This window comes from Caballeronia sp. S22, from assembly GCF_964261745.1.
GTDB lineage: Bacteria > Pseudomonadota > Gammaproteobacteria > Burkholderiales > Burkholderiaceae > Caballeronia > Caballeronia jiangsuensis.
In genome coordinates, this window is sequence record NZ_OZ180039.1 from 1,061,979 (window position 1) to 1,079,768 (window position 17,790).

Here is a 17,790-nt window from a genome sequence, read left to right on the forward strand (position 1 = left end):
CCTCAGTCCGTCACCGTAACGCTGCTTCGCGGCCACGACGCGACCACGGGGTGATCGAAGGCTACCCTGCCGACGTCCGATGCGCCACCCGGCGAACCGAGCGCGCTCACGTCAACGTCGAAGAAGGCACGGTTCACCGCCGCGAACGCGGCTTGCGCGGGCGGCAGTTCTTCCTCGTGATAGATCGCCTCGGTCGGGCACACCGAAACGCACACGCCGCAGTTGATGCATTCCTCCGGATGGATATAAAGCGTGCGCCCGCCTTCGTAGATGCAATCGACCGGACAGCACTGCACGCATGCGCCGTCTTTCACGTCGATGCACGGCGACCCGATCACATAGGCCATCAGCGTCCCCTCCATTGCGGCTTGCGCTTTTCCTGGAACGCGCGCACGCCTTCGTGCGCGTCCTCGGACTGCAGCGCGCTGACGAGCGCGGGGAGCCTGAGCGCCTGCGCCTCGCTCGCGGACAGCGTCGACGTGCGGCGCACGACCTGCTTGATCGCCTGCACCGACAACGGCGCGCACGCGAGCACCGCATCGACCCATCGATCGACGGTTGCGTCCAGTTCCGCTCGCGCGACGACCTCGTTGACGAGGCCCATCTCCCGCGCTTCGTGCGCGGAAATGCGGCGTCCCGTCATGAGCATCGCCATCGCCTGACGATAGGGGATCTGGCGTTGCAGCAGGGTCATGCCGCCGTCGAGCGGCATGCGGCCGACGAGCGCCTCGGGCAAGCCGAAGCTCGCTTCCTCGCACGCGATCACGAGGTCGCAGCCGAGCACCATCTCGAAGCCGCCGCCGAGCGCGTAACCGTTCACGCGCGCGATCACCGGCACATTCAGCGTCTCGCGCAGCGCGATGCCGCCGAAGCCGCCCGGACGCGGCGCGGCCCAGTATTCGAGGCCGCTCATCGCGGGATTCTTGAGATCCGCGCCGACGCAGAACGCGCGCTCGCCTTCGCCCGTCAGCACGACGACGCGCACGTCGCGGTTATGCTCGAGCTCGCTCCAGATGCGTTGCAGTTCGGCTTCGGTTTCCAGATCGACGGCGTTGAGCGCTTCCGGACGCGCGAGCGTCACGGTGGCCACGTGCCGATCGATGACGAGGCGCACGCTCATACGGCCTCCGTCGTCGTGAGGCCGAGCACCTCGGCCGTGTGCTGGCCGAGGCGCGGCGGTGCACGGCGCAACACGACAGGCGCGTTAGACAGCTCGATCGGGCTGCCGATCAGGCGCACCGGCTGCCCTTCTCCGTCGCCTTCGATGACGAGCCGGTTATGCAGCGTCTGCGGATCGACGAGCGCCTCGCGCAGATCGCGCACCGGCGCGCACAAAAGGTCCTGTTCTTCGAGCCGCGCGAGCCAGTATTCGCGGCTGTTGCTCGCGAAGCGCTCGCGGAAGGTGCGCTGCAATTCGGCCTTGTGTGCGAACTGCTGGTTCAGGTTGCAGAAGCGCGCATCGGCGGACATGTCGTCGATTTCCAGCGCCGCGCAGATGTCGCGCAACGGATTCGCCTTGAACGCGCCGACGAGCACGAGCGGACCCGTCGTCGTCTCGAACACGCCGGAGAGCGGCATCGCGGCCCAGTTCACTTCGGAGTCCGCCATCATGATCATCGCGGCTTCCTGCATCTGCATCGCGAGCATCGAGTTGTAGAGCGACACGTTGACCTTCTGCCCTTCGCCCGTGCGCTCCCGATGCAAGAGCGCGAGCAGAATGCCCTGCACCATGTGCATGCCCGCCGAGTAATCGGCGAGCGCCGTCGGATAGACGGAGACAGGCAGCGAGTCGTCGGCGCGGCGCGCCATCACGCCGCTCATCGCCTGCGCGAGCACGTCCTGTCCGCCCTTGTGCGCATACGGTCCCGTCTCGCCGAAACCCGTGCCGACCGCGTAGATGATGCGCGGATTCAGCGCGCGGCAGGCTTCGTAGCCGAGACCCAGCCGATCCATCACGCCCGCGCGGAAGTTGTTCACGACGACGTCCGCTTCCGCGATCAGCGCCTTCAACGCTTCCATCTGCGATGCATCGCGCAGATCGAGCGCGACGCTGCGCTTGTTGCGATTCAGGCTGCAGAAGATCGGGTTGTCCGCGCCCGCGACCGGTTCGAAAGTCGAGCGGCTCAGATCGCCCGCGCCGTGCCGTTCGATCTTGACGACATCGGCGCCGTAGTCGGCGAGCATCTGCGTGCAGACGGGGCCCATCATCACTTGCGTGAGATCGATCACGCGCACGCCGGTCAATGGAAGATCGTTCTTTTTCATCTTGTTCTCCGTGTTGCTCATGCCGCTTCCCTCGCATCGATATGCCGCGCGAGCGCCGGGACGTCCGCGTTGCGCCCGCTCTGGTCGCCCGGGTCCGCGCCCTGCGCGCGCAGCGTCTTCTGCAGCGCGGATACATCGACGTCGCGCACGGTGACGCCTGCGTTCAGCGCGAGCGCCGCCGCGACGCCCGCGGCTTCGCCCATCGCCATGCACGGCGGGATTTCGCGCGACATCTTCTGCGCCTGCGAAGTCGCCGAGTAATGACGGCCCGCGACGAGCAGGTTGTCGATCTCCTTCGGCAACAGCACGCGATACGGCATGTAGTAGTCGCGTCCGCGCGCGATGCTGTCGGTGAAGCGCGTGCGCTGCGCGAGGTCTTCCTTCGTCATCACGTATTCGCCCTGCAACAGGCGCGTCTGACGCACGCCGGTCTGCGGCGCGACATCGATCACGTAGCATTGCTCGAAGCCCGGCAGCTTCTCGCGCACGAATTCGACGACCGCGTGAATGTGGCTGCGTCCCTGCATCTCGGCACGCGTCAGGTCCTCGGGCTTCAGTCCATCGAGACCGGCCATGTGCGGGCAGTTGCACCACACGACGCCCGGCAGCGGCGTCTTGAGCCACCAGTAGCCCCACGAGCCGCCGAGAATCCGCTTGATCTGGCGATCGAGCGCGGCGAACGCTTCCGGTTCCTCTGCTTCGAAGCGCTCGGCAGCTTCGGTATCGACACCGCCCAGACGAAACACGGTCGTCGTGATGTAGCTGCCGCCGACATGCGGCACGCCCGCCGACGCCGCGACGTCGAGATCGCCGGTCGCGTCGATGACGACATCGGCGAGAATCGCTTCGCGCCCGCTCTTGGTCTCGCAGATCACGCCTTTGACCTTGCCGTCCTCGACGAGCGTGCGCGAGAACCACGAATGCAGCCGCAGCTTGATGCCGAGCGACTCGACCATTTCGAGCGCGACGCGCTTCATCGCATCGGGATCGAAGGCCGCGGCGAAGCACACCGGATGCGGGTTCTTCTGGCTATGAAAATCGAACGTGCCCCAGCGGCCCCACTTGCGATACGCCGTCGGATCGTCGCCCCATTCGTCGGCACGCGGGAAATAGGCGAGCTTGCGTGCGGCCATGCGCTCGATGAACGTCATGCAGGTGCCGCGCACCGAGATCTCGTTCAGATGGTTGTCCCACATGTCGTCGAGCACGAGCACCATGCCGCCCGATGCGAGACCGCCCAGATGGTTGTAGCGTTCGAGCAGTATCACTTCGGCGCCATTGCGTGCGGCTGCGATCGCCGCCGACAAGCCCGCCGGGCCGCCGCCGACCACGACGACGTTTGCTTGCGCCGCCACGCGCACATCGCGTGCGGGTTCCTGAATCCAGTCGCTGATCGTATTCATTTCGTCTCCTGTGTTGATGGTTCGTGTCGCGTCGGATTCAGCGGACGCCTTCCGGCTGCCACTTGACGAGCCAGCGCTCGAGCGCCGCGATCACGAGAAAAAAGAAGCCCGAGAGAACGGCGCTCATGATGATCGCCGTATAGAGCAGCGCCGAGTCGAAGGCATAAGTCGCCTGAATGATCATCGCGCCGATGCCTTCGGTCGCGCCGATCCACTCGCCCACGACCGCACCGATCACCGACATCGACGCCGCGATGCGCAGCGCGGAGAACAGATACGGCAGCGATGCGTAGAGCCTCAGCTTGAAGAAGATTTCGCGCTTGCTGGCGGAAAGCACGTGCATCAGTTCCATCGACTGTGGATTGACAGCTTCGAGACCGCGCACCATGTTCACGAGCGTCGGGAAGAAGCAGACGATCGCCGCGATCGTGATCTTCGGCTCCAGCCCGTTGCCCATGATGAGCACGAGGATCGGCGCCTTCGCGACCACCGGAATCGAATTGATCATCACCGCGACCGGATAGAAGATGTCCTGCAGCGTCTTGTTGTGCACGAAGATCGTCGCGAGCACGATGGCCACGAGATTGCCGAGCACAAAGCCGAGCGAGGCTTCGATCGCGGTCGGCACGAGGTTCTGCAGCAGCACGTCGCTCTTGGCGAAGAGCGTCTCGAACACGAGCGCCGGCGAAGGCGCGATGAACGGCTTCACATGAAAGCCCGCGACCACCGCCCACCACGCGAAGATCAGGCTCGCGACGCCGAGCGCCGGCAGCATGCGGGCGCGCCACAACTGCTGGCGACGGCGCGCGCGCCACGCCTGCGATTCCGCGTCCGGGATGTTGGCCGGCACGTTCAGGTTCATTTCGGACGTAGCCATCAGCAAGTCTCCAGTACGCGGCGCAGGTGCGCGGTGAGTTCGACGAATTCGCGCGTCTCGCGGATATCGAGCGTGCGGTTCTCGGGCAGGTCCACCGGCACGATTTCCTTCACGCGTCCAGGGTTCGCCGCGAGCATGAGCACGCGCTGACCGAGGAACGCGGCCTCATAGATGCTGTGGGTGACGAAGAGCGTCGTCAGGCCGAGCTCCTTCCAGACGCGGCGCAGTTCTTCGTTGAGGCGGTCGCGCGTGATCTCGTCGAGCGCGCCGAAGGGCTCGTCCATCAACAGCACTTTCGGATCGCAGACGAGCGCACGCGCAATCGCGACGCGCTGGCGCATGCCGCCGGACATCTCATGTGGAAACGCGTCCTCGCGGCCTTTCAGACCGACGAGTTCCAGCAATTCGCGCGGCGTCGCCCGGCCGGCGCGCGTCTTGCCGTGCGCGACTTCGAGCGGCAGCTCGACGTTCTGGATCGCGGTGCGCCACGGCAATAGCGCAGCGTCCTGAAACACGAAGCCGATATCGCGCCGCTCGCGCGCGGCTTGCGGCGGCGAACCAAGCACGCTGATGCTGCCGCGGCTCGGCTTTACGAGATCGGCGACCACGCGCAGAAACGTCGACTTGCCGCAGCCCGACGGGCCGAGCAGTGTGAGGAATTCGCCCGCCGCGATATCGAGGCTGAGGCCCTCGATCGCGGTGACGCTGCGGCGGTCGGTGAAAAAGCGCACGTTGATGTCGCGGCAACTGATCGCGCAATCGATGTCTTGCGGCAACGCGAAGTGCGAGCTAGCCCGCTCCGCGCGCGGCGGATTCAAAGTGGCAGCATGCATGGGTTACACCTTCAGGCGAGAGGAGTGAGTGGCCTTGAGCACGTCCATCGTCATGACGTCGTCGACTTTGGGTTGTCCCGCGCGGAACTGGCCGAGCTGGCCGTACATCGCGATCTGTTCTTCCCAGACGCCCGCGTCCATCGCGCCCCAGCCCTGCGTCTGCGTGGTCTGGTTGAATGCGTAGCTCATCAGCGAATCGATCGCGACGCGCTCATCCGCGCGATTCAGGTTCGGATAATCCTTCACCAGCATGTCGACGGCCTGATCGCGATTCTGGTTGGCGTACATCCAGCCGCGCGCGGTGGCACGAAGAAATCCCGCGACGACTTCCGGATGCTCCTTCAGGCTCGACGTGGTCGCGTAGTACGGCAGCGCGTAGAGGCGCACGCCGGTGTCCCACAGACGCAAGTCCACGCGATCGGCGCCGAGCGGCTTCAGCGCCGTGGTGTTGGTCTGCCAGCCGGTGACGGCATCGACCTGACCGGCGACGAGCGGCATCATGTCCGCGCCGACGGGCACGATCTTCACCTGGCTCTCGGGGATCTTGTGTTTCGCGAGCAGCGCGCGCAGCAGGACCATGCCCGTCGACTGAATGCCGATGCGCTTGCCGATCATGTCCTGCGGCGAGCGGATCGGCGCCTTCTTCAGCGAGAAGAACGTATACGGATGCTGCTGGAGCCCAACCGCGATGCATTTGATGGGCAGCCCTTCCGACACGGCCAGCATGATCGATGGACTCGATGAAATCTCGCCCGCCTGAAAGCGCCCGGACGCGACGATCGCGACACCGTCGATGTTAGGGCCGCCCGGCTGGATATGAAAATCGATGCCTTCCTTCTCGTAGTAGCCGAGGCGCTTGGCGACCACCTCACCGACCTGATTGCCGCCCGGCACCCAGCCGAGCTGCATGTTCACGGTCGCGAGTCCGCCGGCGAACGCTCGCACCGACAGCAGGCCGCCGCTCGTCGCTAACGCACCCGCGGTGAGCGTGCGCAACATGCGCCGCCTTCCCGCGTTTTCGATCATTGCCATTTTCGTCTCCGGTGTTTCCTGCATGGGCTCCCCTTTTCCACTGTCTTTCGTCAGACGGGTGATGCCGAGTGATCCCATTGTCAGCAGCCAAAAGTGTCCCCGCATAGCATCATTTTTTGCGATGAGTGATGCCGAAATTAGATCGGGGTGGGTATACCCGGCGCCTCGAAAGCGATGAAAGGCGTACGCGGCGCGCACGGATGCGGAGCGCATGCGCGCTAAAAATTCGCTCGCTGGTGGCCAAATTCGGTGCTATCCCGCGCGTTTTTTGTTCCGCAAGAATCTGTCGCAACCGGGACGAATCGCTGTTGCCGATGTCCGTGAGAGGCGACGCCGGGCTTCAAAAAGGTTGGTTCGTCATCCTTATCGATCGAGATGTTTCCGTTCAAACTCATACGACAGGAAAGCCATGAAACGACGTTTGTTGGTCATCGCCGCAAGCGCGCTGTGCGTCCAGAGCGCGTTTGCCCAGAGCACCGTAACGCTCTATGGGCTGGTTTCGACAGGCATCGTCTACGCGAACAACCAGCGCGGCGCGGACAAGCAGGGACATTCGACCTGGCAGTTCGCGAGCGGTCCGATGCAGACGCCGCGCTGGGGCATGAAGGGCACCGAGGATCTGGGCGGCGGCGTGAAGGCGATCTTCACGCTGGAGAGCGGCTACAACATCGGCAACGGCACGCTGTCGCAGGGAGGACGCGAGTTCGGGCGGCAGGCGTTCGTCGGATTGTCGTCGAACACGCTCGGCACGATCACGTTCGGGCGTCAGTACGACGAGGCAGTCACGCTGTGCATGTTCGAATCGGCGTGCCAGTTCGCGGCGTATGGCGCGCATATCGGCGACAGCGACAATGTGTTCGATACCTTCCGCATCAACAACGCGGTGCAGTACAAGACGATCGACTATGGCGGCTTTCAGGCGGAAGCGCTGTATGGCTTCTCGAATCGCGCGGGCGGCTTTTCCGACAACAACGCGTACAGCGCGGCGGTGCAGTACCGCAGAGGTCCGTTGTCACTGGGCGCCGCGTTCCTGCTCGTCAACGAGCCGAACGATCCGAACAACCCGAACGGCGCAGTGGTCGGCGATTATGGATTCACGTCGCCCTTCATCACCAACCCGGCGACGGGATCGGGCGTGCGCAGACAGACGATGTACGGCGCTGGCGGCGCTTACGCATTCGGATCAGCGAGCGCGTCGTTCCTCTATACGAACGCGCGCTTCGACTATCTGGACGAATCGCGATTGACGCTGCAGAACTTCGAAATCTCGCTGACGGACTATGTCTTGCCCGACCTGCTGCTCGGCGCGGCGTATATCTACACGACCGGCCAGTACCATCCGCAGGACGCGTCTCCCGCTTGGCATCAAGTGAATGCGGGCGCGAACTACTTTCTAAGCAAGCGGACGGACCTGTTCCTTGTCGGCATCTATCAGCATGCGGCGAAGGACGCGCCCTATGCGCAGATCTACACGTTGTCGCCGTCGACGACGAAGACGCAAGTCTCGGCCGTCGTCGGGTTGAGGCATCGGTGGTAACGCTTCAGGGCATCGGATTGGAAACGTCGACCTCAAGTTGTAATCCTCGGTGCCGTTAAGTCAGTGAGAGCGCCGATTCGCTTTCGTGGCCGTTGCTAGAATACGCGGCCGTTTTTGCGGCTTCCGGATCGTTTCGCAACCCAGGTTGGCTTTTTTAATTTCCCTTGCCGCGAGCGCAAGTCAAAACACCAGAACAAACATGAAACTCGTCGTCGCGGTATCTGCACTTTCGATCGCTTTGGCCGGATGCGGCGGAGGTGGAGGCGGTGGCTCGGACAGCACGCCCAGCGCGCCCGAGGCAAACGCCGCCCAAGGCCTTTATTCGGGAACCGATGTAAACGGCAACGTTGTCGGCGGCGTTGTGCTCGATACAGGTGTTTACTATTTCGTGTATGCCAACACGACGACCAACGCATTCGGGTTGGTGCAAGGCACGGCGTCCGCATCTCATGGCGCGTTTCAATCCGACAACGCGCGCACCTTCGACATCACCGGCAAGAGCGCGAGCGATACGCCTGTCCTCGCGGGTTACAACGAGAAGAACAGTGTCCAGGGCGTGATCTATACGAGCGCCGCGAAGCAGAACAGCTTCAAGTTCAATCTGCTTTACGACGGCATGTATGAGCGCGCGATCGCGCTGTCGGCGGTCGCGGGGAGTTATTCGGGCGCGGCGGGATCGATCAAGGGCAGTGAGACCACCACGTTCGCGATCGGTCAGGACGGCGCGATCAAGGGTGCTGGAGCGAGCGGCTGCACGTTCAGCGGGACGGCAACGCCTCATGGGAACAAGTATTTTCTGGATGCCGCGATTACGTTTGGAGGCGCGCCTTGTGTTTATCCGGGCGTCACGGTTACGGGTGTCGTGTTCTTTACCAACGGTCAAGTGCTCGCGGCGCTGACGCTGCCCGATCGGTCGGATGCGTTTGTTGTTGCTGCTACGAAGTGAGGGGATGAGGGCGTTGAATCGACTGGATTCGGTTTAGTGCCCTCTTCAAGGAGCCGCTTTTTGGCGGATCCGTCGGCGGGATGATGGCGCCTTTTAAATTGGCAGAGACTCTCGATGATGCTTGGGCAGGAACGATTTCGCCGATGCTTTGCGCCTTAGACCGTTAGTTGCGTCGTGATTGGTGTGGGTGATTGCGGCGCCAAGGTTCGCAGGTCGATGTGCGTGGCGGCTCTTACGTTGGCATTTGTGGCACGGCGTGCCGCGGACGCCATGGTAAACGCGCGCGACAAGCCCGTACCACGAAGGCGCTCAAACGCCGAACAGACACGCATTGTGATGGCTTATCGCGACTTTGATGCGGCGATGCTAAATGCATACTCAAGGCAAATCGATTCTCCGACACCACAGATTTCGCGACCGGATGAGGTAGACATGGCATTGCTTGAATTCCTTGGCACGATTGGGTTTGTCGCTGTCGTACTCCTGTCTTTGATGACGGTTTTGGACGTGTTCTTCCCGCGCCTGATTCCGAATTCGAACGCACTGCGCGCTTTTGATCACGTTCGTTCACGCAAACTTGCGAAGGTACGTGCGCGTTAGTCCGGCCGGGGCGTTAGTCATGCGCAGCGTGGGCATTTTCGCTCTGGTTCTCTCGATACGGAGCAGATCGGTCCCGCTCGTAATTGGATCGCGTCTCGCAGAAGCATGGCTCATGCTGAACCTAACCGCCCTTTTCAATCGCGCACCGACAGGGGCGCGCTTAGAAAGGTGGCGTATCCGGGCGTTGTTTGAATGCATTCAATCGTTGATTGCTGCCAACGCAGACTGCCAATCGCGGCGCGATCGGGTGAGATGGCTTAGAGTCAGCGGGAGTGGACCGCGCTCGTCTCGCATCACGGTACTGGCTGCAGATGTATCGAACGATACATAATCAAGCTATTTTGCTACGAAAACACTGTGAAGGACTGCTTCAACGCCTCCAAGGCGTAATGCATGGGTTCGGTGCGTGTCAGCTTCGATAAAGGCGTGAAACAATTCCTCGAAGATAGATGAAAAACGGCGCTAAAGCCCATACCAGCAAGGGCTAAAGGCACTTATCATCGCTGCATTGATTGTTTCACGGTCCTCTCCGCCGAAGCGACGGCAGGTTGCCAGGGCGTGAGTAGGCTCACCGATCAAAGCCCATCGGGTCGTAGTTTGCGAGCTATTGGTGATTCGGAACGGGAAGGATCCCGCCCGTGGATTTGAAGATTATGCCGAGCGCATGAGCGCGGCAGGGACGGCGTCTTGGGACTCGGTTCGACTAGCTCACCCTAGGACTCGACTGTCCGATCTCAGTTTTGACCACTCTCTGCTCCTCAGCAGAACACCTCCGGCCGATGTCGATCACCGCGCGCTCATCGCTTCCGCAGGCAGTCTCGAAGAGACGTAGCTTTCACGTGAGGTTCAATTTGCTTGTCGACCGACCTCGATGTAATTGCTGTCGCCTGCGGCTCAGCGATTAAGGCAACTCAGTAGACGTGCGCTCCATCGTGGACGTTGCCTCGCGCTTGATTTACGAGTTGGGATTGCACCTGAGTCGGCGTGGTGAACGCTACATAAGCGCGCTACGAGGATGATGTTCGTCCATAGGGTTCAAAAGTGAGCGCGCGACTGTGCGCCATGGTCGCCGTGTGGACTTCGGGATGCATGCGATAGTCACGCATCAGACTCTTAACCAAACCCTTCATCGCCTGTTGATTGCGGCCTCCAGCCCATCGTGGACAATGGCTTAGGTTCTATGCACAAAGTAAAGGATGCAAATCCTATCCGCAGTGCAATCTGAATCGTAATCTGGCAACACGCGATTTAAGCCGGTGGCTTCAAGAAATCGGTTTCGAATAGTACGGCCTGTACCACGTTGCCTCGGTGAATACTCTCTGGCGGGCGCTTGGCGCATTGTTTTCATGGTCGCAGCGATGCGACGAGTGCGCTGGTCGTACTGGGCGCGACGTTCAACGCCATCAGAAACTCGATGCTCGCGTTCTTCGCTTGTGCCTTTGCCGTCAAGGCCGACGCTGTGCCGTCATGGCGACCGTCTTCTTTTATTGGCAAGCCGCACACGTAAGATGCGCGCGGACGAATGTCAGCGACCAAGCCGGCGGCGTTCATTTTTTCCTGACGTCGCGTCAAGCCTAATGGAATTGGGAGCGGAAGCGTTGCTGCCACTCTCCCGAGTGCGCTAACTCGCGATGGCACTTATTTGGCACGGTTTTCCTAGAATGCTATCGCGCGAGTCGCCCGTCTGCATCGGATCGTCCATCGCAGCCGGAGTACAAGCCCCGCACTACTCACACTAGTTTTTTGCTCGTCGCTGTTAAAGTCCGCAGTTGTATGTCTACGCGCTATTTTGAGCTGAGCCATGGCGCGGCGATTTCGACACTGTGTTGCGATAGCGCCGGCGATGCAACTGCTACATGGGTCGAGCGAGGCGACCCGGAGAGGAAGCAGAAGAAGCAAATCTAGCCTGGTTTCGCCGACTGAAGAGGCTTCGTAAGGCTTCAGTGTTAGCCGCGCGTTTCATTGAACGCTAGTGCTCACAACTCTTTGGGAGCTCATCGTCCAAATTAATGGCTGCGCGGGCGCGACGAACGCGCGAGAACTCCGCTCCAGAATTTTGCTCAGTCCCACGCCAGTCGTCGACTGTTTTTACCATTCCTTTCGGTCATCTGAGGCCGCTCTAGCTTTGACAATGAACAGTGGACAGCGGGACTGCGTGGGAGCAAGAAATGGTTACGTTGGCAGAGGTTTCGGCCGCGGGACTGACAGGGCTAAGATCGGCAGCAGCGGCGAGAAGAATCGACAAGAACTCAAGGATACGTTCTCACCGGTCTGGAGTGGGAAAGGGGCCCGGGATGTAGCAGGAGGGCCCTTACCCATCGAATGGGCAATGGGTGTCCCAAGTAGGGACACCCGCCGAATTTCGGCTTACGAGACGATATGTCGGTTCAGTTGACTGTCCCAAGTTGAGACACTACCAACCGGAAAATCGCAGGACGACATAGGGCTACTTTAATAGTCAGACGCAAATTAGCCGTTATCCGCAAACAACTGCGTCACCAAATCTCGAATTTGCTTTTCCTTGTCTGCGGTCAGGGAGCCCGCTTTGATCTTGACAGTCAACCCCATTGAATCCTTTGTGATCGACCCCGCTTGCGATCCGCCCGCGAATATTTTGTCGATGCTGCGATCGCTCACACCGGGTGCCGGCTTGCCTTCATCCTCCAACGCCTGCTTGATCGCCCTGCCGAATTTCGACTGTTCCAAATCCCCCGCCACCACTCGCGCCCAAAGATCCTTGGCGATCCCGAAAGCAGCCTCATTCCGTCCGCGAAGCACGGACACGACGTTTTCAGCGGCAGTCGCGCCCAGCAAACGCGGTTGCACATCCAAATCCTGGAGAACGAAATCAGGCAATTCACCGAAAGCTAAATAGCGATAAAGCTCCGACCGTGAAATTCCCAAAGCCTCCGCCATCCGCTTGCGGTTAGGAAACTCCTTCTCGGTCCGCCGAATCGATCGCGAAATCTCGTAGTCACACAAATCCTCGCGGGCGACGTTCTCCACGAGGGCGAGCATCGCCATCTCTTCGTCCGAGAGGTCGACCACCAGGACTTTGATCGACTCCTTTCCGATCATCTTGTGCGCGCGCCACCGCCGCTCGCCCGCGACAATTTGAAATCCCGCGCCGACGCGCCGTACAACAATAGGCTGAACAAGTCCGGCTTCACGAATCGACTCCGCCAGTTGAACAAGCTTGGCGTCGTTGAACACTTGGCGAGGCTGCCACGGATTCGGAATGATTTCCGATACTGCCGCCTCCGATGCGGGACCGGCGTGTTCGAGCTGAGCAATACGCTGCTGCGCAGCCGCCAACGCGGCCGCCATGCCGGGTGCGGTCCGCGGGCTGACGGCCTTCTCCTGCTGCGGATCGAGCTGAATGTCTTTCGCCGCTCGAACCTCGGCGGTCTTGCTCATCATGCGATCACGAAGGCTGCTCATTGTCCTGCCCTCCATTGGGCGACATACTGGTCATCGATCCATTTGCAGTAGTCCACCATCGGCTGCTTTACGCGCGCCAAGGTTTTCGCGACGGTCTCGGCGCGCGACAGGTCGAACACAGTCGAAAACGCCAACGCGCCGTTACTCATAACGGAACTGGCCGGGATCTCAGTGGTGTGCAGCCAGTCGCCATACGCTCGCTGAGACCAAGAGCGCACTACCGGCGCCGACGACGTACTTCCGTAGTCCACGCGAGAGAGGAGTACCGAGACGAAATCGTAGGTTTTGTCGACCTCATGCTCTACGAAACCATTCGCGACTTCCGCGAACAGCGACCAAAACGACACCGAGGAAATGAAGTCGAGACTCTCGGGTACGAGCGGCATCACCATCGAGTCGGCCGCCATCAGTCCGTTGAGCGTCATATAAGAGAGTGACGGAGCGGTATCGAGGATGATGTAGTCGTATTGAGCACGCAGCGGCTCGATACCTTTCCTTAGCACCGACCAGAACTCGAAGTTCGCATTCGTCTTCTGAGCGGTCGGCAGATGAAACTCGGCGTCGTGCAAATAGTTGTGCGCCGGAATCACATCGAGACCATCCCAATAGGTCGTCTGGACCTTCGACGAGAGGCCGCCTTCGATATCCGGATCATAGATATAGGGCAGGACTGTATCCTCCCAGGTCAGATCCTTTTCGGCGTACAAGCCGCACAGTTCCGAAAGCGATGCTTGTGGGTCAAGGTCGATCATGAGAACCTTGCGACCACGCAGACTCAGTCCCTGACCGATGCACATCGATGTCGTCGTCTTGCACGAGCCGCCTTTGAAGTTCGCGGTGATCAATACGCGACCCCGATGTTCTCGCGTACCGGTGACAAGCGGCGTCTGATAAATGTCCGAGACCTGTTGCACCCAGGTCCGGGCGTCCCGCAAGGAGAAGATGCGCGCGCGGCCCGTCCCGTGCGTTTCTCCCGGAGGCAATTCGCTTCCGTCCTTGGTCGCCAGATAGTTGATTTTCTGGCGGTCGATGCCGCACATGTCGGAGAGCTCGCCGATCGTGAAGACGGGAGCCGTCTTCCGCGGCCTGGGGGCAAGGATCTGATCTCGCAGTTCGTTCGTCATGACCGACAAACGCTCGGCGAACTCGCCAAGATTGGAGAGCTTCACCCTTCGATTGATCCCTGGCAGTTCACTCAAATTCATTCCGGCGCTTCCTTATAAATCCACGGTGAGGTGTTTTCTCCACGCTCCGTGGTGTTTCCACGGTTTTGGTATAACTGGATGTCGAACCGTAGAATACTCGTCGCAGTGATGAATGGCTATTGGAATCGAAGGAATTTTGCAGAAGCCATCGTCCACACCGAAAAACCCCTTATCTTTCCGAGACTTGACCATACCGCGTAGCTCGTTGTGGAAGCCCTAATTAGTCAGATCCTTCTGCAAGCGTCTTAATAGGAGATCAATGAGCAAGCGCGCGAGCACAAAACACCTCACCTCAGCAGGCGGCCCTACAGCTCGTTGAAGGACGCATCAATGCCCGATCACAATTCGCCTCACCATTCCGCCAGCACTTTAGGCGAGAAAATCAGTTGCCTGGTTCAAACCGCATGGTCCAGCGAAATCGATCTCCAGGATCGGTGAACTTGTGCTCGCTGGTTTGTTTTTTTAGAAAAACAGAACCCACCACCACTAACAGCACCGATGACCTCGTTAAAAATCAGATAGATACATTCAGATGGTGAGGTTTACTGTGCTCGAAGTGCTGTTGATTGAGTACCAAAGTGCTGTGTTTACCCCCGCTAAGTGAGGCGAATTGACAACGAAGGTGAGACGTATGGGCGGCGAGGGTGAGGCAAATTGTGAGAGAGATCGGGAAAGGTGAGGCGTTCTGTGTTTGCGTCGGAGAAAGGTGAGGTGTCTTGTGTTGACAGCTCACCTTGCAGACGTTAACGTACCGCTCGAAAGCAAAACTACAGCGCGTGATGCGGAGGCGGAATGACGGGAGCAGGGCAGGTGGCCACGTCCAGACAACTGGCGTTGGCGCTATTCGACGATGCGAATGCCGAAGGCCTTCCCGTCGATGCTGCTCGCTCGGACATCGGTTTCGCGCGCAAGAACGTCCTGATTCGGATCGTCGATCTTGGCGTGTCGGCTCGACGTCTTATCGACGCGGCTTATTTCATCGTCGCTCAGGAACACAAGGTCCACGATCTATACGACGTCGAACTGGACTATTTCAAATGGCTCATGCGCTATTCGAGTCGCAATAACGCGCATCTCGAACAGGTGATCACGGAAGCGCAGAGGGCACTCATTCAGGCGACTGCGGAACCCGATGCCGACGGGTCCAAGCCATTCGGATCGGTTCAACTGATCGGCCGTATTTCCTACGTGGGCGGACGGTTCCAGTTCCGAGTGCCGCCCGACCTCATCGGGATCATTCGTGGTCCGGGGAAATCTCACTGGCTTAGCCTGCGCATCACCTCTCTCTTCACGCTCAGCTATGCACGTGTCATGTACGACCACCTTCTTCCGTACGCGGGCGAGGGCGTAACCGACTGGTTCACACTCGATGAATTGCGCGCGTGGCAGGGAACGATGGGCGCGAAGGCACAGGAATTCAAGTACTTCAAGCGAGACTGGCTCGCGCCCGCCGTGGATCAAATCAATGAGGTGTCCGATCTTTCTCTCTCTTATGAGACGCGCAATGAACCGGGCTCCCGCAAGATCGGGCGCATGCGCTTTCGCGTCGAGCGAAAGGAGATGGCCGAGCGATTGCTTCATACGCACGAGCACGCACAAGCGCTGTATCAGACGTTGAAGCAGGAAATCGGTCTGTCGAGCGCGCAATTCGGCCAGATTGCTTCGGACCGGGATACCTACACCGATGCTCGTCTGGAACAGGCAATCGAGCGTACGCGTTTCAGCCTGAAGCTGGGCAAGGTGTCGAAGAGTCCGGCCGGCTTTTTCATGAAGGCGCTGAAAGAAGGCTGGATCGTGTCGGACGCTGAGCGTCAGATGGTACAGATCCAGCAGGGCCTGACGCTGACCGATCAGCGCGAGGCGGAGGCGAAGGAACAAGCCGAGGCGCGCCGGGCATTGCAGATCGCGGCGCAAGACGTGAATGCACAGAACCGGATCGTCGACGAAGTTCGTCGAGGCTGGGACGTGTACGAAGCCGCAACGCCACGACAACGCGAGGATTGGCGTCGTACCTACAAAACGAGCCCTGGCGGAAAACTGACGCTGCGCAGGCTGGGCATCGATCCATCGAGTGATCTTGTCGAAGCCATCATCCAGAAATATCCCGATCTGCGAGACGGGTTCTCAGGATATGTGTTCAACAAAATGCGCTCCGTCAAAAGCAGGGGCTGACAAATTAAAACGATGCGAAGCTAGCTTCACCGCATAGTCCGCAACTAACGGTCTCGCTGAGCTTGCGCCATGATTCGCTTCGCCAACGAAGAGCGGCAATCGACGATCCGCGCCCGAGGCAACGCACGAGACAAGCCCGGCGCGCATCACCGAGCGAATCTCGCACGCATGAACCTCGACGCGTGCCGTTAGCCGTCCGCGTCGAGAACCTGCAACCTCAAAGCCAGACGCCGCCCTGACGCTCGCTCGGTTCCTGTGTCAGGGCATCGAAGTCGTGAATCCAGTCCAGGTGGCGCATCAGGCTGTCACGCCCCTGAAGACGAGCGTTACGCGCCTGCGCCTCAGGCCCGTCTGGCAGATGCAGCACGTCCGCGGTCGTTATCGACGCGTATTGCACCTTGCGCGTACGGCCCCGGCGCAGCCTCTCATATGCCTCCTGCGCCTCGCGCCAGCGTCCCGCGCCGGCCTTCGCCAATTGCGCGGCCAGCACGACGGCATCTTCGATCGACTGATTGGCGCCTTGCCCGTGATGCGGCACGAGCGCATGCGCGGCATCGCCGATGAGCGTCACGCGGCCCTTGCTCCAGCGTCCGAGCGGAGGCCGATGGAACAGCCCCCAGCGCTGACTGGTCGGCACCGCCGTGATCATCTGCACCACAGCCGGATGCCGGTTCCCGAACAGCCGCAATTGCTCGCCTTCACTCGCCGGCGTAACCCAGTCGCGCGACGGCCACGGCGACGGATGACGCTCGACGAGCAGAAAGTTTTGATCGCCCTCATCGCCGATCGGATAGTGCAGCAGATGGCCCTGCGGACCGATCCAGAACTGGATGGCTTCGGGATCGGGCAGCAGATCCATGCGCCCGGCGGGCACCACGCCGCGAAAGCCCGAGCAGCCTGAATACAACGCGTCGTCGTAGCCGAGCATCCAGCGCCGCGTAATCGAGCGCGCGCCGTCCGCGCCGATCACCAGATCGGCGTCGATCTGTTTGCCGTTGGCAAAACTCAGACTCACGCGATCCGGATGCTGCACGAGATCGATCAGCCGATGGCCGAGATTGATACGTTCGAGCCCCACCGCTTCCGACAGCACCGCCTGCAGGTCAGCACGATGCACGCCCCAATACGAGCCGCCGAACTGCTGCCGATAGCTCGGCTCGCCGCGATGCTCTCCGATGAGCTCGCCGCTGCGCCCATCGCGATAGATCAGCGCGGGAATTTCGGCGCACACGGCGTCGAAGGCCGCGCGCAGCCCCATGCGCTCGTAGAAGCGCGTCGCGTTCGCCGACAACGCGACGGCCGCGCCGACTTCGCGAAGCTCGTCGGTCTGTTCGTAAAGCTGTGCATCGACGCCGTGTTCGCGCAACGCGAGCGCGAGCGTGAGGCCGCCGATTCCCGCGCCGACGATGGCGATTTTCAGATCCAGTTGTCCCATGATGTGTCTCCGTATCTCTGAGTGAGCGCCGCATTCGTGCGCCG

15 protein-coding genes are annotated in these 17,790 nt (G+C 60.7%); 4 read left to right on the plus strand and 11 right to left on the minus strand.

Annotation, left to right across the window (positions count from 1 at the left end; genetic code table 11):
* Nucleotides 1–2: 2 nt before the first annotated feature.
* From fdxA to ACEN42_RS36640, 7 genes are read right to left on the minus strand one after another with little or no spacing between them, the layout of a single operon-like run.
* The gene (fdxA, locus tag ACEN42_RS36610) at nt 3–347 is read right to left on the minus strand and encodes a ferredoxin (RefSeq protein WP_238211474.1); all 345 of its coding nucleotides are present in this window, start codon (nt 345–347) and stop codon (nt 3–5) included.
* Nucleotides 347–1,120 (minus strand): enoyl-CoA hydratase-related protein, encoded by a 774-nt coding sequence (locus ACEN42_RS36615; protein WP_187609272.1) that lies wholly within the window; start codon nt 1,118–1,120, stop codon nt 347–349. The genes fdxA and ACEN42_RS36615 overlap by 1 nt, the downstream gene beginning before the upstream one ends.
* Nucleotides 1,117–2,265: a CaiB/BaiF CoA transferase family protein gene (locus ACEN42_RS36620; protein ID WP_371882491.1), complete on the minus strand. Its 1,149-nt coding sequence runs from the start codon at nt 2,263–2,265 to the stop codon at nt 1,117–1,119. Before ACEN42_RS36620 ends, ACEN42_RS36615 begins: the two co-directional genes overlap by 4 nt.
* A gap of 17 nt (nt 2,266–2,282) precedes the next feature.
* A complete protein-coding gene (locus ACEN42_RS36625) occupies nt 2,283–3,668 on the minus strand; it encodes an FAD-dependent oxidoreductase (RefSeq protein WP_371882492.1) in 1,386 nt (461 codons plus the stop codon).
* A 37-nt stretch (nt 3,669–3,705) separates the two neighbouring features.
* On the minus strand, nt 3,706–4,545 hold the full coding sequence (locus ACEN42_RS36630; RefSeq protein ID WP_371882493.1) for an ABC transporter permease: 840 nt from the start codon (nt 4,543–4,545) through the stop codon (nt 3,706–3,708).
* Nucleotides 4,545–5,378 (minus strand): ABC transporter ATP-binding protein, encoded by an 834-nt coding sequence (locus tag ACEN42_RS36635; protein WP_371882494.1) that lies wholly within the window; start codon nt 5,376–5,378, stop codon nt 4,545–4,547. Before ACEN42_RS36635 ends, ACEN42_RS36630 begins: the two co-directional genes overlap by 1 nt.
* 3 nt (nt 5,379–5,381) lie before the next feature.
* Nucleotides 5,382–6,410, minus strand: a complete 1,029-nt coding sequence (locus tag ACEN42_RS36640; protein ID WP_187609268.1) for an ABC transporter substrate-binding protein — start codon at nt 6,408–6,410, stop codon at nt 5,382–5,384.
* A 409-nt stretch (nt 6,411–6,819) separates the two neighbouring features.
* On the opposite strand from ACEN42_RS36640, the gene ACEN42_RS36645 reads away from it, so the two are divergent.
* From ACEN42_RS36645 to ACEN42_RS36655, 3 genes are all read left to right on the plus strand, one after another.
* Nucleotides 6,820–7,947: a porin gene (locus ACEN42_RS36645; RefSeq protein WP_238289585.1), complete on the plus strand. Its 1,128-nt coding sequence runs from the start codon at nt 6,820–6,822 to the stop codon at nt 7,945–7,947.
* Nucleotides 7,948–8,146: 199 nt separating this feature from the next.
* Nucleotides 8,147–8,893 carry a hypothetical protein gene (locus ACEN42_RS36650; protein ID WP_371882495.1) on the plus strand — a complete coding sequence of 249 codons (747 nt, stop codon included), beginning with the start codon at nt 8,147–8,149 and terminating at the stop codon, nt 8,891–8,893.
* 432 nt (nt 8,894–9,325) lie between these two features.
* A complete protein-coding gene (locus ACEN42_RS36655; RefSeq protein WP_374191224.1) occupies nt 9,326–9,493 on the plus strand; it encodes a hypothetical protein in 168 nt (55 codons plus the stop codon).
* Between the two features lie 1,344 nt (nt 9,494–10,837).
* Here the strand turns inward: ACEN42_RS36655 and ACEN42_RS36660 are convergent.
* The 3 genes from ACEN42_RS36660 to ACEN42_RS36670 all read right to left on the minus strand — a co-directional run bounded on the left by ACEN42_RS36660 (nt 10,838) and on the right by ACEN42_RS36670 (nt 14,139).
* Nucleotides 10,838–11,044: a hypothetical protein gene (locus tag ACEN42_RS36660; protein ID WP_371882497.1), complete on the minus strand. Its 207-nt coding sequence runs from the start codon at nt 11,042–11,044 to the stop codon at nt 10,838–10,840.
* A gap of 918 nt (nt 11,045–11,962) precedes the next feature.
* Entirely contained in the window at nt 11,963–12,934 is a 972-nt protein-coding gene (locus tag ACEN42_RS36665; RefSeq protein WP_238211485.1) for a ParB/RepB/Spo0J family partition protein, read from the minus strand.
* Complete coding sequence (locus ACEN42_RS36670) at nt 12,931–14,139, minus strand: ParA family protein (RefSeq protein ID WP_238211486.1); 1,209 nt, start codon at nt 14,137–14,139, stop codon at nt 12,931–12,933. The genes ACEN42_RS36665 and ACEN42_RS36670 overlap by 4 nt, the downstream gene beginning before the upstream one ends.
* Before the next feature lie 792 nt (nt 14,140–14,931).
* On the opposite strand from ACEN42_RS36670, the gene ACEN42_RS36675 reads away from it, so the two are divergent.
* On the plus strand, nt 14,932–16,311 hold the full coding sequence (locus tag ACEN42_RS36675; RefSeq protein WP_371882498.1) for a replication initiation protein: 1,380 nt from the start codon (nt 14,932–14,934) through the stop codon (nt 16,309–16,311).
* A 217-nt stretch (nt 16,312–16,528) separates the two neighbouring features.
* On the opposite strand, the gene ACEN42_RS36680 is transcribed toward ACEN42_RS36675, so the two are convergent.
* Nucleotides 16,529–17,746 (minus strand): FAD-dependent monooxygenase, encoded by a 1,218-nt coding sequence (locus ACEN42_RS36680; protein ID WP_371882499.1) that lies wholly within the window; start codon nt 17,744–17,746, stop codon nt 16,529–16,531.
* Nucleotides 17,747–17,790 lie beyond the last annotated feature (44 nt).

Excerpts from the sequence above, each read along its gene's own strand:
- ACEN42_RS36660 (WP_371882497.1), bottom strand. The coding sequence starts at position 11,044 with ATGAACGCCGCCGGCTTGGTCGCTGACATTCGTCCGCGCGCATCTTAC.
- ACEN42_RS36645 (WP_238289585.1), top strand. The coding sequence starts at position 6,820 with ATGAAACGACGTTTGTTGGTCATCGCCGCAAGCGCGCTGTGCGTCCAG.
- ACEN42_RS36665 (WP_238211485.1), bottom strand. The coding sequence starts at position 12,934 with ATGAGCAGCCTTCGTGATCGCATGATGAGCAAGACCGCCGAGGTTCGA.
- ACEN42_RS36620 (WP_371882491.1), bottom strand. The coding sequence starts at position 2,265 with ATGAAAAAGAACGATCTTCCATTGACCGGCGTGCGCGTGATCGATCTC.
- ACEN42_RS36640 (WP_187609268.1), bottom strand. The coding sequence starts at position 6,410 with ATGGCAATGATCGAAAACGCGGGAAGGCGGCGCATGTTGCGCACGCTC.
- ACEN42_RS36625 (WP_371882492.1), bottom strand. The coding sequence starts at position 3,668 with ATGAATACGATCAGCGACTGGATTCAGGAACCCGCACGCGATGTGCGC.
- ACEN42_RS36670 (WP_238211486.1), bottom strand. The coding sequence starts at position 14,139 with ATGAATTTGAGTGAACTGCCAGGGATCAATCGAAGGGTGAAGCTCTCC.
- ACEN42_RS36655 (WP_374191224.1), top strand. The coding sequence starts at position 9,326 with ATGGCATTGCTTGAATTCCTTGGCACGATTGGGTTTGTCGCTGTCGTA.
- ACEN42_RS36615 (WP_187609272.1), bottom strand. The coding sequence starts at position 1,120 with ATGAGCGTGCGCCTCGTCATCGATCGGCACGTGGCCACCGTGACGCTC.
- ACEN42_RS36635 (WP_371882494.1), bottom strand. The coding sequence starts at position 5,378 with ATGCATGCTGCCACTTTGAATCCGCCGCGCGCGGAGCGGGCTAGCTCG.
- ACEN42_RS36630 (WP_371882493.1), bottom strand. The coding sequence starts at position 4,545 with ATGGCTACGTCCGAAATGAACCTGAACGTGCCGGCCAACATCCCGGAC.
- ACEN42_RS36650 (WP_371882495.1), top strand. The coding sequence starts at position 8,147 with ATGAAACTCGTCGTCGCGGTATCTGCACTTTCGATCGCTTTGGCCGGA.
- ACEN42_RS36680 (WP_371882499.1), bottom strand. The coding sequence starts at position 17,746 with ATGGGACAACTGGATCTGAAAATCGCCATCGTCGGCGCGGGAATCGGC.
- fdxA (WP_238211474.1), bottom strand. The coding sequence starts at position 347 with ATGGCCTATGTGATCGGGTCGCCGTGCATCGACGTGAAAGACGGCGCA.
- ACEN42_RS36675 (WP_371882498.1), top strand. The coding sequence starts at position 14,932 with ATGACGGGAGCAGGGCAGGTGGCCACGTCCAGACAACTGGCGTTGGCG.